This window comes from Streptomyces sp. SCUT-3 (genome assembly GCF_014083985.1).
GTDB lineage: Bacteria > Actinomycetota > Actinomycetes > Streptomycetales > Streptomycetaceae > Streptomyces_H > Streptomyces_H thermolineatus.
In genome coordinates this window covers 3,332,204-3,346,728 of the sequence record NZ_CP046907.1, presented here as the reverse complement: position 1 = coordinate 3,346,728, position 14,525 = coordinate 3,332,204, and the positions used below count along the sequence as shown (strand labels likewise).

13 protein-coding genes are annotated in these 14,525 nt (G+C 73.8%); 4 read left to right on the top strand and 9 right to left on the bottom strand.

All coding sequences use genetic code 11. The features are described from left to right. The first annotated feature begins 165 nt into the window (after positions 1-165). Positions 166-1,170 carry an EamA family transporter RarD gene (rarD, locus tag GQS52_RS14750; protein ID WP_182313882.1) on the top strand — a complete coding sequence of 335 codons (1,005 nt, stop codon included), beginning with the start codon at positions 166-168 and terminating at the stop codon, positions 1,168-1,170. Positions 1,171-1,262: 92 nt separating this feature from the next. Here the strand turns inward: rarD and GQS52_RS14745 are convergent, their stop codons facing one another. From GQS52_RS14745 to GQS52_RS14720, 6 genes are all read right to left on the bottom strand, one after another. Continuing rightward, a complete protein-coding gene (locus GQS52_RS14745) occupies positions 1,263-2,168 on the bottom strand; it encodes a virginiamycin B lyase (RefSeq protein ID WP_182313881.1) in 906 nt (301 codons plus the stop codon). Between the two features lie 109 nt (positions 2,169-2,277). Further along, a complete protein-coding gene (locus GQS52_RS14740) occupies positions 2,278-4,041 on the bottom strand; it encodes an ABC-F family ATP-binding cassette domain-containing protein (protein ID WP_182313880.1) in 1,764 nt (587 codons plus the stop codon). A gap of 279 nt (positions 4,042-4,320) precedes the next feature. After that, positions 4,321-4,674 carry a helix-turn-helix domain-containing protein gene (locus tag GQS52_RS14735; RefSeq protein WP_182313879.1) on the bottom strand — a complete coding sequence of 118 codons (354 nt, stop codon included), beginning with the start codon at positions 4,672-4,674 and terminating at the stop codon, positions 4,321-4,323. Beyond that, a complete protein-coding gene (locus tag GQS52_RS14730) occupies positions 4,671-5,033 on the bottom strand; it encodes a type II toxin-antitoxin system RelE/ParE family toxin (protein WP_182313878.1) in 363 nt (120 codons plus the stop codon). Before GQS52_RS14730 ends, GQS52_RS14735 begins: the two co-directional genes overlap by 4 nt. A gap of 141 nt (positions 5,034-5,174) precedes the next feature. Beyond that, entirely contained in the window at positions 5,175-6,515 is a 1,341-nt protein-coding gene (locus GQS52_RS14725) for a DUF2092 domain-containing protein (protein WP_182313877.1), read from the bottom strand. A gap of 290 nt (positions 6,516-6,805) precedes the next feature. Continuing rightward, positions 6,806-7,813, bottom strand: a complete 1,008-nt coding sequence (locus tag GQS52_RS14720; RefSeq protein ID WP_182316458.1) for a polyprenyl synthetase family protein — start codon at positions 7,811-7,813, stop codon at positions 6,806-6,808. Positions 7,814-8,267: 454 nt separating this feature from the next. Here GQS52_RS14720 and GQS52_RS14715 point away from each other — a divergent pair, with 454 nt between their 5' ends. Both GQS52_RS14715 and GQS52_RS14710 read left to right on the top strand, forming a co-directional pair. Then, on the top strand, positions 8,268-8,447 hold the full coding sequence (locus GQS52_RS14715; protein WP_182313876.1) for a hypothetical protein: 180 nt from the start codon (positions 8,268-8,270) through the stop codon (positions 8,445-8,447). Next, entirely contained in the window at positions 8,444-9,574 is a 1,131-nt protein-coding gene (locus tag GQS52_RS14710) for a methyltransferase domain-containing protein (RefSeq protein WP_182313875.1), read from the top strand. The genes GQS52_RS14715 and GQS52_RS14710 overlap by 4 nt, the downstream gene beginning before the upstream one ends. A gap of 181 nt (positions 9,575-9,755) precedes the next feature. On the opposite strand, the gene GQS52_RS14705 is transcribed toward GQS52_RS14710, so the two are convergent. Beyond that, a complete protein-coding gene (locus GQS52_RS14705) occupies positions 9,756-10,640 on the bottom strand; it encodes an NAD(P)-binding domain-containing protein (protein WP_259370783.1) in 885 nt (294 codons plus the stop codon). Positions 10,641-10,716: 76 nt separating this feature from the next. On the opposite strand from GQS52_RS14705, the gene GQS52_RS14700 reads away from it, so the two are divergent. Then, positions 10,717-11,130 carry a helix-turn-helix domain-containing protein gene (locus GQS52_RS14700; protein WP_182313873.1) on the top strand — a complete coding sequence of 138 codons (414 nt, stop codon included), beginning with the start codon at positions 10,717-10,719 and terminating at the stop codon, positions 11,128-11,130. A gap of 140 nt (positions 11,131-11,270) precedes the next feature. Here the strand turns inward: GQS52_RS14700 and nuoN are convergent, their stop codons facing one another. Then, complete coding sequence (gene nuoN, locus GQS52_RS14695; protein WP_182313872.1) at positions 11,271-12,929, bottom strand: NADH-quinone oxidoreductase subunit NuoN; 1,659 nt, start codon at positions 12,927-12,929, stop codon at positions 11,271-11,273. Further along, on the bottom strand, positions 12,926-14,524 hold the full coding sequence (locus GQS52_RS14690) for an NADH-quinone oxidoreductase subunit M (RefSeq protein WP_182313871.1): 1,599 nt from the start codon (positions 14,522-14,524) through the stop codon (positions 12,926-12,928). The genes nuoN and GQS52_RS14690 overlap by 4 nt, the downstream gene beginning before the upstream one ends. Between the last annotated feature and the right edge of the window lies 1 nt (position 14,525).

The following is a 14,525-nucleotide window of genomic DNA, read 5'->3' as shown; positions in this document are numbered from 1 at the left end:
CGACCCCGCACGCCCCCACGAGTCAGGACCGTAACCGGGGACGGGAATGACTTACGGGCCGCCGGGCGTTACCTTCGGACGGTCCGCGGCCGTCGCCACCGAAGCCGCACCAGCCACCAGCCGCATTCGAGGCCGCCGCGCGGGGGCCGTACCTGGGAGGGTCCGTTGAACGAGCAGCGCTCGGGCTTCTGGTTCGGTTTCGCCGCCTACGGCATGTGGGGGCTCTTCCCCCTCTACTGGCCGCTCCTCGAACCCGCCGGCGCCGCCGAGATCCTCGCCCACCGCATGGTGTGGTCGCTCGCCGCCGTCACCGCCATCCTGCTGGTGCTGCGCCGCTGGGCGTGGGTGCGCGAGCTGGTGCGGCAGCCGAAGCGGCTGGGGCTCGTCGCGCTCGCCGCCACGGTGATATCCGTCAACTGGGGCCTGTACATCTGGGGCGTCAACAGCGGGCACGTCGTGGAGACCTCGCTCGGCTACTTCATCAACCCCCTGGTCACCATCGCCTTCGGCGTGCTGCTGCTGCGGGAGCGGCTCCGCCCCGCCCAGTGGGCCGCGGTCGGCACCGGCGCGGCGGCCGTCGTGGTCCTGACCGTCGGATACGGGCGCCTGCCGTGGATCGCCCTCACCCTCGCCTTCTCCTTCGCCGTCTACGGGCTGGTGAAGAAGAAGGTCGACCTGGGCGGGCTGGAGTCCCTGGCCGCCGAGACCGCGATCCAGTTCCTGCCCGCCCTGGGCTTCCTGCTGCTGCTCTCCTCCCGCGGCAGCGGCACGTTCACCACCGAGGGCACCGGGCACACCCTGCTGCTCGTCCTCTGCGGCCTGGTCACCGCGATCCCCCTGGTCTGCTTCGGCATGGCCGCCGTGCGGGTGCCGCTGACCACCATCGGACTGCTGCAGTACCTCGCCCCGATGTTCCAGTTCCTGCTGGGAATCCTGCTCTTCCACGAGGCCATGCCGCCCGAGCGCTGGGCCGGCTTCGCCCTGGTGTGGCTGGCCCTGGCCCTGCTGACCTGGGACGCGCTGCGCACCGGCCGCCGCAGCCGGGCGGCCCTGCGCACCGCCCGCGCGGAGGCCGCCGCGGCCGAGGCGGAGGCCGCCGCCGCGCTCCTGCCCGACGCCACCGCCGCCGAGGCGCGGGCCGAGGCCGGCCCGGCTCCCCGGACCGGCTGACCCGCACACCCCGCCGGAGCGGCCTCCGCGCGGGCGGTTCGCACCGGCCGCCGCACGGCCGGGCGGGACGCCACACGGCCGGGCGGGACGCCTCACGGCCGCAGGTGCGCGACCGCCCCGCTCTCCATCGCGACATGGACGGTCCCGTCCGGGCCCACCACGACGCCGTGCGGCTCCGAGGAGGAGGCCGGCAGGTCGTACTCCTTAATGCGGCCGCCGGGCGTGACGGAGCCGACCCGGTTGCCGCCCCACTCGGTGAACCAGCAGGTGCCGGAGGCGTCGGAGGCGTCGGCTGCGATCGCGTGGGGCCGGCAGGCCCGGTCCGGGAGGGGGAACTCCTCGACACGCCCGTCCGTCGTGATGCGGCCGACCTGACCGGCCCCGATCTCGACGAACCACAGGGCCCCGTCCCCGCCGCAGGCGATGCCCACCGGGGCCGCGTCCGCGGTGGGCAGGGGATGGAGGGCGACCTCGCCGTCGAGCGCGATCCGGCCGATCGCGCCGCCCCTGTTCAGGGTGAACCACAACGCGCCGTCGGGCCCCGCGGCGACGAACGACGGCAAGGCGCCGCTCGTGGGCAGCGGGAACTCCGTCACCGTGCCGTCCGTGGTGATGCGGCCCACCCGGTCGGCGTGCATCTGGGTGAACCACAGGGCCCCGTCGGGACCGGGCGCGATCCCGAACGGGCCGCACCCCGGGGTGGGCAGGGGGAACGACCCGGCCCGCCCGTCGGTGGTGATCCGCCCGATGCGGTGGTCACGGGCCCGGGTGAACCACAGGGCCCCGTCGGGGCCGGCGGTGATCACCGACGGACCGCAGTCGGCGGAATCGAGCCGGTACCGGTCGAGCCGGCCGCCGGGAGCCAGCCGGGCGATCTCCCCGGCGTGGACCAGGGTGATCCACAGGGCCCCGTCGGGACCGGCGGTCAGGGAGTACGGCCCCTCCCCCGGGCCGGCGACGACGGTCTGCCCGACCTCTCGGGCCGAAGTGCGGTGCACAGGGTCTCCTTCCTGTTCGGACGGGCGGACACGGCGGCCCGGCAGTCCGGCGGTGGGACGGTGGGACGGCAGGACGGTGGGACGGCGGAGCGAGGGCCGGGGCACCCGGTCACCGGCCCCCGGCGGGGGATTCCGCGGGGGAGCCGGCGGGGGCGCGCAGGTCGAGGCGGGAGCCCTTCCACCGCTGCAGGGTGCGGCGGTCGTGGCTGACGAGGACGAGCGCGCCGTCGTAGTGCTCCAGCGCCTCCTCCAGTTCCTCGGCGAGGGCGAGGGAGAGGTGGTTGGTCGGCTCGTCCAGCAGCAGGACGTCGGCCGGTTCGTCGACCAGCCGGGCCAGGGCGAGGCGCTGCCGCTGCCCGGTGGACAGGGCCCGCACGGGCACGTCGAGCCGTCCGCGGTCGAACAGCCCGAGGGACAGCAGCCGTTCGGCGTGCTCCTGCGGCGGCCCGGGACGGCCGTGCGCGAACGCCTCCAGCAGGGTCTGCCCCGGCCGGCCGGGCGCGGTCTCCTGGCGCAGGTGGGCGATCCGCCCGCGGCGGGCGACCGTCCCGGCGTCGGGGGCGAGCTCCCCGGCGAGGACGTGCAGCAGGGTGCTCTTGCCGGCCCCGTTCGGCCCGGTGACGAGCAGCCGCTCCCCCGCCGCGACGGTCAGGCTCACGGGGGCGAGCCGGCCCGCGACGGCGACACCGCCGGCGTCGAGCAGCGCACCCCGCACCCCGCCACCCGCGCGGACCGCGCCGTCCGCGCCGTCCCCGCCGCCCGCACGGGCCGCGCTTCCCGCGCGCAGGGGCGGGGCGAAGCGCAGCGGCTCGGGCGGGGGCGGCACCGGGTCCGCGAGCAGGCGGCGCAGACGCTCCTCGGCGTTGCGGACCCGGCTCGCGAGGGACTGCTGCACCCGGCCCGCGGCCCGGCCGTAGGCCATCTTGTTGCGGTCCTTCATCTCCCGGCCGGGAGCGACCCGGCGGGCGGTGGTGGCCGCGGCCTCGCGAACCGCGTCGACGTCGTCCCGCCACCGCTCGTACTCCTGCACCCGGCGGCGCCGGGCGGCCGCCCGCTCGGCGAGGTAGCCCGCGTAGCCGTTGCCGTACCGGACGACCCGGCGGCGGTCGGCGTCGACCTCCAGCAGGTCGGTGGCGACGCGTTCGAGGAAGACCCGGTCGTGGGAGACCACCGCCGTCGTGCCGCGCCGGGAGCGCAGGTGGTCCTCCAGCCAGGTCAGGGCGGTGTCGTCGAGGTGGTTGGTGGGCTCGTCGAGCAGCAGCACCTCGGGGGCCGCGACGAGCACGGCGGCCAGGCGCAGCCGGGCCTGCTCGCCGCCGGAGAGGGTGCCCGCGGCGCGGTCGCGGCGCAGCCCGGCCAGGCCGAGGCCGTGCAGGGCGCGTTCGGTGCGGGCGTCGGCGTCGTAGCCGCCGCGGAGTTCGAAGAGCGTCAGCAGGTCGCCGTACTCGGACAGGACGGCCTCGCCCCCGCCGGACCCGCCCGGCCCGTCGGTCCTGCCCGCCACATCGGCCCTGCCCGCTCGATCGGCTCCGCCCGGCCCGTCGGCCATCGCGGACTCCAGGAGGCGCATCCGGGCTTCGATCGCCCGCAGGTCGGCCAGGGCGTCGTCGAGGACCTCCTGCACGGTGGCGTGCGGCGGCAGGTGCGCGTCCTGGGCGAGGTAGCCGGTGCCGCCCTCGGCCGTGAGGACGACCTGCCCGTGGTCGGGCCGTTCGCGGCCGGCCAGCAGGCGCAGCAGGGTGGTCTTGCCGGATCCGTTCTCGCCGATGACGCCGGTGCGCCCGCCGACGGCGAGCGAGCACGTCACCCCTTCGAGGACGGGACGGCCGTCATAGGCCTTGGTGACGTCGAGTGCGGTGATCTGAGTGGGCATGCGGGCGCTCCGAGGTGTTCGAGGACGGGGCGGCCGTCTGGGGCCGCAGAGCCTGGGGAACACGTCGGAAGAGCATCGGCCACTCCTTGGTGCGACAACAGTTGCACTAAGAACGGTGGCACGGGGCGCCCGCACGGGCAACCGGTTTTCCGGCACACCGCCGGATTCGCGGCGCACCGCCCGCAGTCACGACACGCGAGGGCACGACACGCCGGAGCCCCGCCCGGGCCGGATCGGGTCCGGTCCGGGCGGGGCGGGAAGCGGTCCGGTGGAGGCGGGTCAGGCGCTGAGCCGGTCCGTGTAGTCGGCGAAGGTCGTGCTGGTGGGGCCGAAGTCGGCCACCAGACGGAGGTGACCGCCGAGCGCGGCAATGTAGGAGGCGATCGAGTCGACCTGCATGCGGTCGATCTCACCGTTTTCCATGCGGGACACTCGGACCTGCGAGACACCCATGGCCGCTGCGACGTCCGCCTGGGTGAGTCCCCTCTCCTTGCGGAGTTCGCCCAGCAGGTGCCCCAGCACCGCCTTCTCGCGCGTCTCGCGTGCGGCGGCGATCCGTTCGGGAGCGTCGATGCCGGGATCCGCGGCCCGGCGTGCGTCCAACGTCGTCTGCCACCGGTAGTGCTTGCTCATTCGATCTCCTCCGGCCGGCTGTCGAGGTAACGGGCGTAACGTTCTTCGGCGAGTTTGACGGCCTCGGTGTACCAACTCTGCCAGTTCCCCGCTTTGTCCCCCGCCACGAGCAGAATTGCCCGGCGAGTCGGGTCGAAAACGAACAGGATGCGGATCTCGCTGCGCCCCGACGATCCCGGCCTGAGTTCCTTGAGGTTGTGAAGTTGCGATCCGTGGATCCGGTCGACAGCCGGCCGTCCCAGCGCGGGCCCCTGTCTCGCGAGCAACTCGACGGAGTCCCTCACAAGAGACGCGCTGGGATCGGAAAGCCCGAGAAACCAGTCGTGGACCTCGGACGTGAGGATGATCTCCCAGCTCATAACCGGCAACGTATAACCCACAGGGTATATCCGGAGTCGGCTCTTCGCACCGTCACCGAAAAGAGTGAGGTGATGCGCCAGTGAGGCGGAGAGAGCCCCGCCCGGGCCGGATCGGGTCCGGTCCGGGCGGGGCGGGTGGGGTCAGTGGGCGGCGTTCGCGGCGGCGGTGAGGCCGGCGGGGGTGACGGCGCCGACGTAGACGGTGCCGTCCTCGGTGACGAGGGCGTTGACCAGGCGGCTGCCGAAGAGCGTGCCGGTGCCGAAGTCGCCCTTCACCTTCTCGCCGAGGCTGTCCAGCAGGGCCTGCGGGTCGAAGCCGCCCGGGGCACCGGGGGCACCGGTGTTCTTCCCGCCGTCCCCGGCGGAGGAGCCGGGCAGGCCGCCGGGGAGCTTCAGCTCGGCGATCTGCGTCCAGCCCTCGCCCCGCACCTTCGGCCCGGCGCCGGGCGCGGGACCGTCGGCGGAGCCGAGGCCGGGGAGGAGCTCCTCGGGGGCGAGGTCCGGGAGCAGGGCGTCCCCGTCGAAGCTCTCGGGGTCGGCCTCCTCGACCTTCGTGCCCTTCGGCGGGGCGAACTCGAAGAGCGAGGCGGCGGGCCGCTCGAAGGAGACCTTGGTGAAGGCGATGTCGACCGCGGCCTTCCCTCCGTCGGAGGGCATCAGGCGGAAGTTGAGCGGCACGCCGGTCTCCGCGTCGACCGCGACGCGGATCGAGTCGACGGTGGAGTTCTTCTGCTTCGGCTCGACCACCAGCTGGTAGGCGTCCCGGTCGGCGACCGTGGTGGTGCCGTCGACGGTGACCGAGGTGGTGTCGCCGACGGCCTCCAGCGCCTTCTTCACCGCGGCGTCGGGGGTGACCGGGAGGTCCCCGGGGAGGCCGTCCTCCCCGCTGCCGCCCTTGCCGGCACCGTCCTTGCCGCCCTTGCCGTCCTTGCCGGCGCCGTGCTCGTGCTCGTGCTCGTGCTCGGGGAGGGTGGTGTGGAGTGCCTGACCGCTGCGGCCGTCGTGGGCCCACACGTCGTCGGCGTTGCGTATCACGCTGTACTCGGTGCCGTCCTCGACGATCGTCAGCCGCTGCCGCTCGGGGCCGTCGGCGGCCACCCGCAGGGTGTGCGAGCCGGACAGCAGCCCGCCGATCTTCTCCCCCGGTCCGGGGGTGCTCCCGGAGCCGCCCTCGCCGTCCGTCCCGGCGGACGGGCCCGCCGAGCCGGCCAGTCCGCCGAAGGCGGCGGGCAGGCCGAGGTCGACGGTGACGCGCACCGTGCCGGAGCCGGTCTCCACGTCGGCGCCGGCCATCTTGGCGAGCAGCTTCTCCGCGGTGATGTCGGGGAGTTCGGGGTCACCGGCGGCGAGCGCCGGGACGAGGCCGACGGTCGCCGCCACCACTCCGGCGAGGGCGACGGGGACCGCGTAGCGGGCGGCGCGGCGGCGCGGTGCGCCGTCCTGGGCCTGCTCCCGGTCTCGGGTCGGTCGGGTCGGAGCCATTGCGGTACCTCCGGGTCGGGCGACGGGCATCATGGGTGAACTGGCCCACCGGGAGGGGGCGTCCGATGCCGAACGCTCTCCCGGTGGTGTCTCCCATCCCATCAGCAGGACCCGCCCGGGGCGTCAGCCCGCGGCATCAACTCCGTGTACGACCAGGGGATGACCGACCCCGAGACGCCCCCTGCCCCAGGAGCGCGGGGGCCCGGACCGGCCGGGCCACCCGAACCGGCCGAACCGGCCGGACGGCCCCGGCTGCGCGGGGAGGCCCGGGCGGTACCGGCGGCGCCGGGTCAGCCGGCGCGGTGGACGACGGAGTCGCACAGGCCCGCGAGGGCCTCCTTCGCCGGGCAGTCGGGGAGGGGTGCCAGGATGGCGCGGGCCTCGTCGGCGAAGCGGAGGGTGTCGCGGCGGGCCTGCTCCATGGCCGGGTGGACCCGCAGCAGGGCCAGGGCCTCGGCGTGCAGGGCGTCGTCGGTCAGGGGCGGGCCGGTGAGGAGTTCACGCAGGCGGCGGTCGTCGGCGCCGCGGTCCTCGGAGGCCAGGACGTGGAGCACCGGCAGGGTGGCGACGCCCTCGCGCAGGTCGGTGCCGGGGGTCTTGCCCGACTCGTGGCTGTCGCTGGCGATGTCCAGGTAGTCGTCGGCAAGCTGGAAGGCGGTGCCGATCCGCTCGCCGTACTGGGTGAGGGTGTCGACGATCTTCCCGTCGGCGCCGGCCATTATCGCGCCGAAGCGCCCGGAGACGGCGATCAGCGACCCGGTCTTGCCCGCGATGACGTCGAGGTAGTGGTCGATCGCGTCGGTGCCGTCCTGCGGGCCGACGGTCTCCAGGATCTGCCCGGTGACCAGTCGCTCGAACGCGTCGGCCTGCACGCGGACGGCGTCGGGGCCCAGCCCGGCCAGGATGCTGGAGGCGCGGGAGAACAGGAAGTCGCCGGTCAGTACGGCGACCGAGTTGTCCCAGCGGGCGTTGGCGCTGGGCACCCCGCGGCGGACGGCGGCCTCGTCCATGACGTCGTCGTGGTAGAGCGTCGCCAGGTGGGTGAGTTCCACGACCACCGCCGAGGGGACGACGCCGGGGGCGTCGGGGTCGCCGAACTGGGCGGCCAGCAGTACCAGCAGCGGGCGGAACCGCTTGCCACCGGCGGCCATCAGGTGGCGGGCGGCCTCGGTGACGAACGGTACGTCGCTCTTCGTGGCCTCGAGGAGCCCCTGTTCGACGGCGGCCATCCCGGCCCGCACGTCGGCCTCGAGGGACTCGTCCCGAACGCTCAGCCCGAAGGGCCCGACGACGGTCACGGGGTTCTCCTGTCGCTGCTCGATCACGCGGCCTCGGCGTGGTGCTTTCTCGGTTGCAGGGTATCCGGTCGCTCGTCGATCACGGCGGGGGCGTCCGCGGCCCCCGCGGCGGGCCGGCCGCCTCCGAGGAGGAGCCGCATCCCCTCCCACGTGGGCGTACGGCTCCGGCGTTCTGACAGGTACAGGATCAGTTCAGACCTTACGGCACCCCCGGAGGGTCGCACGCCGCCCGCGCCGCGCCCCCCGGCGCACGCCCGCGAAGGGCGCGCACCGGGCAGGAGCCGTCACGGGTACGGCGGCCGGGCGGCTGCCGGTCGGTGGCCGGCGGGCACCAGGACCCCGCACCGCCGACAGGGTCCACGCCGGGTCCGAAGCGTCCCGGAACGGCTTCCGCGCCGACTACGACTCGCTCACCTACAAGGTGTGCCGGGTCCCGGACAAGATCGCGCAAGGCGTGCGCGGTCTCGCGGACACCTTCAAACTCCATTACGCCGCGCTGGACTTCCTCGTTGACGGTGACGGGGAGTGGTTCCTGGTCGACGTGAACCCCAACGGGCAGTTCGGTTTCGTCCCGGACCTGCAAGAGCCCGTCACCCGTGCACTGGCCGACCTGCTGGAAGGAAGAAGCCGATGAGCACCACAGCACCACCCCACCCGCCGGCCGAGGAACTGCGGCGGCAGATGGTCGACCGGCTCACCACCGCGGGCGCCCTGCGCACCCCCTCGTGGATCGAGGCGTTCACCGCGGTGCCGCGGGAGGCGTTCGTCCCCGAGTTCGACGTGCGCGGCCCCGACAGCATGCGCCGGGTTCGCTGCGGTGACGACGACTGGCTGCCCGCGGTCTACAGCGACCGCGCCCTCCTCACCCAGTGGGACGAGGGCGGCACGGCCACCAGTTCCTCGACCGAGCCCGGGCTGATGGCCCGCATGCTCGAGGCCCTGGACGTCGCCGACGGGCACCGGGTGCTGGAGATCGGCGTCGGCACCGGGTACAACGCCGCGCTCCTCTCCCACCGACTGGGCAGCGGCCAAGTCGTCTCGGTGGACATCGACCCCGCCCTGGTCGACACCGCCCGGGCCCGGCTGAACGGCCTGGGCCACACGCCGACCCTCGTGACCGGCGACGGAACCGCCGGGTGCCCTGAGCACGGCCCCTACGACAGGATCCTGGCGACCTGCGGCATCGGCGTCCCCGACGCCTGGCGCCACCAGGTCGAGCCGGGCGGCGTCATCGTCTCCAACGTCGGCTGCGGCCTGGCCCGGCTGACCGTGCACGCCGACCGCAGCGCCACCGGCCGCTTCATGCCGACCCTGGCCGCGTTCATGCGCGCCCGGCACTCCCCCGGCCAGGTGATGACCCGAGCCTGCCAATACGCCGGCACCCTGGCCACCGCCATCGGCCGCACCCGCAGCATCACGCTCCCGGTCGACCTCGCCGACCCCATGGTGCCGTTCTTCACCTTCCTCGTGCAGCCGGACGTTCTCCAGGTCTGCTTCACCCAGGGCGCCGGGGAGTACACCTACGGCCTGGTCGACCCGGTCACCGACTCGTGGGCCTGCATCAGCCCCCGGCCGGACGGCACCGCCCACCTGGAGCACAAGGGCCCGCGGAACCTGTGGGACGAGCGGGAGCCGATGCTCACCCACTGGTCCGAGAACGGTCGGCCCGGGCCCGAACGGTACGGGCTGACCATCTCCCCGGACGGCGAGCGGACCCTGTGGCTGGACAAGCCCACCGGCGCGTCCTTGCGTCTGCCGTAACGGCTGCGTCCCGCATCGGCCCCGATCACCAGGGGCTTCCCGTGCGTGGTGTCCGGGGCTGTGCGGCGGCCGGGAAGCGGCAGCGCCGGCCGCGCAGTGGCTTCCCCGTCGCTGCGGGACGGGTTCCCGTCCCCGGTGGGGCGGGAGCCGTCGTGCGGGAGTGCGGGCGGGGCGTGGGGCGTCACTCGCCTCCGAGCAGCGCGACCGTGCCCGCCAGGCCCTCGTCGCCGTGGCCCTGGGCCACCCGGCGGCTCATCAGTTCCATGTAGGGGGCGAGGAGTCGGGGGTCGACGGACTGCTCCTCCGCCGTGGCCAGGAAGGCGTCGTTGGCCGCCGTCATCATGGCGAGGTTGGAGGTGACCCCCTCGGTGTAGTCGCCGCTGACCAGTTGGGCGGCCATCTGACGGGCGGTGCCGGCCATGGCGCCGAGCCATTCGGCGAGGAGGGTGGCGAACCGGGTCCGGTCGAGGTCCTTCTCCGGGCGCACCAGGGCGAAGGCGTGGGTGATGCCGGCGAACATGCCGGTCATCGCGCTGAGCAGGGCGATGTCGTGCAGGGCCGCGTGGCCGGGGTCCTCGCCGACGAACTCCGCCCCGGCGGGGGCCTCCAGTACTCCGCGGTGGCGTTCGAACAGTTCGCGGTCGCCGCTGTAGAAGACGTAGCCGCCGGTCCCGGGCCGGCCGATCATCGGGGGGACGGCCATGATTCCGCCGTCGAGGAAACGGGCCCCGCGCTCCTCGGCCCAGCGGGCGCGCAGCCGGGCCTGTGCGGGGGTGCTCGTGGTCAGGTTGACCACGTCCTTGCCGTTCAGGTCGGCGCCGTCCAGGACCTCGCCCACGGAGGCGTCGTCGAGCAGGCAGAGGACGACGGGGCCGGTGGCCGACGCCACGGCCTCGGCCGGGGTGGCCGCCGCGCGGGCGCCCTCGCCCCTCAGCGGTCCGGTCTTCTCCGGGGTGCGGTTCCAGACGGTCAGCGGGTGTTCTGCGGCGAGCCAGGCGCGGGCGAGTGCGGTGCCCATGTCGCCGAGGCCGAGGAGGGTGACGTGAGTCTTGGAAGGAATGTTCATGCCGATCAGGCTCGTACGGGACCGAGCCATGATCAATTACGCACTGTTTTGTGGGTGGTTACCCTAAGGTGAGCGGATGACCAGGCGTGACACGTACGTGTGCGGCATCGACGCGGCGATCGACGTGGTCGGCGGCAAGTGGAAGGTGCTCGTCCTGTGGGAACTGGGCGGAGGCCCCCGCCGCTTCGGTGAGTTGAGGCGCGGCATCCCCGGCGTCACCGAGAAGGTCCTCACCTCGCACCTGCGCGAGCTGGAGGCCGACGGCATCGTCTCCCGGGAGGAGGCCCTCGAGGGAGCGGTGCGCCGCGTCACCTACGCCCTCACCCCGCTGGGCGTCTCCCTCAACGAGGCGCTGGCCCCCCTGGGCGCGTGGGGCAGGGAGCACCTCCTCGGCAGGCAAGGCGGGCGGAGCGGGCACGACGGGCGCAACGAGCACGACGGGCACGACGGGCGCGGCGGGCACGACGAGGCGCTCGGCCGCCCGCGCTGAGCGCGGCCGGGACGGGCGAGGGCCTTCCGGTCCGGCGCGGATGTCACTGTCCGCACCGGGCCGGAAGGCCCTCGCCCGCTCCGGGGTCGTACGTCGGTGGCCGCTGTCCCCCGCCTTCGCGGGCGGGGCGGCCGGCACGGTCAGCGGACGAAGACCCCCGCCTGGCCGGCCAGGTCGAGGAAGTACTGCGGCAGGATCCCCAGGACCACGGTCACCACGACGCCGGCCGCGATGACCGTCGAGGTCAGCACGCTGGGCACCGCCACCGTGGGGCCCTCGGCCTTCGGCTCGCTGAAGAACATCAGCACGATGACGCGGATGTAGAAGAACGCGGCGACCGCGCTGGCGATCACGCCGACCACGACCAGGACGCCCGCGCCGCCCTCGGCGGCGGCCTTGAAGACGGCGAACTTGCCCGCGAAGCCGGAGGTCAGCGGGATGCCCGCGAAGGCCAGGAGGAACACCGCGAAGACCGCGGCCACCAGCGGCGAGCGGCGTCCCAGGCCGGCCCAGCCGGACAGGTGCGTGGACTCCCCGCCGGCGTCCCTGACCAGGGTGACCACGGCGAAGGCGCCGACCGTCACGAAGGAGTAGGCCGCCAGGTAGAACAGGACGGAGGAGACGCCCTCGGGGGAGGTGGCGACGACACCGGCCAGGATGAAACCGGCGTGGGCGATGGAGGAGTAGGCCAGCAGCCGCTTGACGTCGGTCTGGGTGACCGCGACGACCGCGCCGACGACCATGGTCAGGATGGCCACGCCCCACATCACCGGCCGCCAGTCCCAGCGCAGCCCGGGCAGGGCCACGTACAGCAGGCGCAGCAGGGCGCCGAACGCGGCGACCTTGGTGGCCGCGGCCATGAAGCCGGTGACCGGGGTGGGGGCGCCCTGGTAGACGTCCGGGGTCCAGGAGTGGAACGGCACGGCGCCGACCTTGAACAGCAGGCCGGTGACGACCATGGCGCCGCCGATGAGCAGCAGCGCGTCGTTGCCGGTGGTGTCGGCCAGGGCCGGGGTCAGCTGCGCGCCGCCCTCGATCACCGAGGCGATGCCGCCGAGGTTGAGGGTGCCGGCGTAGCCGTAGAGCAGGGCGACGCCGAACAGGAAGAAGGCGGAGGAGAAGGCGCCCAGCAGGAAGTACTTGACCGCGGCCTCCTGGGAGAGGAGGCGGCGGCGCCGGGCCAGCGCGCACAGCAGGTACAGCGGGAGGGAGAGGATCTCCAGGGCCACGAAGAGGGTCAGCAGGTCGGCCGCGGCGGGGAAGACCAGCATGCCCGCGATCGCGAAGAGGACGAGGGGGAAGACCTCGGTGGTGGTGAACCCGGCCCGCACGGCCTGCTTCTCGTCCTCGCTGCCGGGCACGGCCGCGCCCTGTGCGGTGAAGCTGTCGAGCGTCCCGCCCTTCTCCGCGGGCTCCAGGCGGCGTTCGGCGAAGGTGAGGACGCCGAGGATGCCGACCAGCAGGATCGTGCCCTGCAGGAAGAGCGCCGGGCCGTCGACGGCGACGGCCCCCATGGCGGCGAGCTGCGCCTTCGTGGTGGCGTGGCCGCCGGCGGCGAGGGTGACCACGGCGGCGAACGCCGCGGCCAGGCCGGTCACCGACAGGGCGAGCTGGGTGCCGTGGCGGGCCCGGCGGGGCACGAACGCCTCGACGAGGACGCCGATGATCGCGGCGGCGAGGACGATCAGCGTCGGCGACAGCTGGGCGTACTCGATCTTCGGGGCCTGGATGGCGTCCGCGGCGAGGTGGATGTCCGCCGCCGCTGTCCACAGGCTGTGGACGTCAGCCGTCGTGCTCACTTGGCAGCCTCCGTCAGATCGGGCTTCGGGTCGGTCTTGTGGACGTCGCTCAGGGTCTGCCGCACGGCCGGGTCGACGATGTCGGTGACCGGGCGGGGGAAGACGCCGAGGAACAGCAGCAGGGCGATCAGCGGGGCGACCACCGCCAGTTCACGGGCCCTCAGGTCGGGCATGCCCCGCACCCCGTCCCGCACCGGCCCGGTCATGGTGCGCTGGTAGAGCACCAGGACGTACAGGGCGGCCAGGACGATGCCGAAGGTGGCGACGATCCCCAGGACCGGGTAGCGGCTGAAGGTGCCCACCAGCACGAGGAACTCGCTGACGAACGGGGCGAGTCCGGGCAGCGACAGGGTGGCCAGGCCGCCGATCAGGAAGGTGCCGGCCAGGACCGGGGCGACCTTCTGCACCCCGCCGAAGTCGGCGATCAGCCGGGAGCCGCGCCGCGAGATCAGGAAGCCCGCCACCAGCATCAGCGCGGCGGTGGAGATGCCGTGGTTGACCATGTAGAGGGTGGCGCCGGTCTGGCCCTGGCTGGTCATCGCGAAGATGCCCAGGACGATGAAGCCGAAGTGCGAGACGGAGGCGTAGGCGATCAGGCGCTTGATGTCGCGCTGGCCGACCGCCAGCAGGGCGCCGTAGAGGATGCTGACCACGGCGAGCACCAGGACCACCGGGGTGGCCCACTCGCTGGCCCCGGGGAAGAGCTGGAGGCAGAAGCGGAGCATCGCGAAGGTGCCCACCTTGTCGACCACCGCGGTGATCAGCACGGCCACCGGGGCGGTGGACTCCCCCATCGCGTTGGGCAGCCAGGTGTGCAGCGGCCACAGGGGGGCCTTCACCGCGAAGGCGAGGAAGAAGCCGAGGAACAGCAGCTTCTCCACCGTCGGGTCGAAGGCCAGGTCGCCGGCGGCGCGGGCCTCGGCGATCCGTGCCAGGGAGAAGGTGCCCTCGCCGAGCTGGCCGGCGGTGACGGCGTAGAGGCCGACGACGGCGGCCAGCATGACCAGTCCGCCCGCGAGGTTGTACAGCAGGAACTTGACCGCCGCGTAGCTGCGCTGCTTGGCGGCCTCGTCCTCCCCGCGCTCCCCGGCCCGGTCCCCGAAGCCGCCGATGAGGAAGTACATCGGGATCAGCATGGCTTCGAAGAAGACGTAGAAGAGGAAGACGTCGGTGGCCTCGAAGGAGATCACCACCATCGCCTCGACCAGCAGGACCAGGGCGAAGAAGCCCTGGGTGGGGCGCCAGCGCCGGTTGGGCTCGGGCTCCTCCAGGGGGTCGGCGTCGTGCCAGCCGGCGAGCATCACGAACGGGACCAGCAGGGCGGTCAGGGCGACCATGACCGCGCCGATGCCGTCGACGCCCAGTTCGTAGCGCACCCCGAAGGAGCTGATCCAGGCGTGCGACTCGGTGAGCTGGTAGCGGTCGCCGCCCGGGTCGAAGCGGGCCAGGACCGCGCCGGCCAGGACCAGGGTGGCCAGGGAGAAGGCCAGGGCGAGCCACTTGGCGGCGGTGCGCCGGGCGGCGGGCACGGCCGCCGTGGCCACCGCGCCGACCGCCGGAACCAGGGCGGTCGCTGTCAGCAGGGGGAAGCTCATC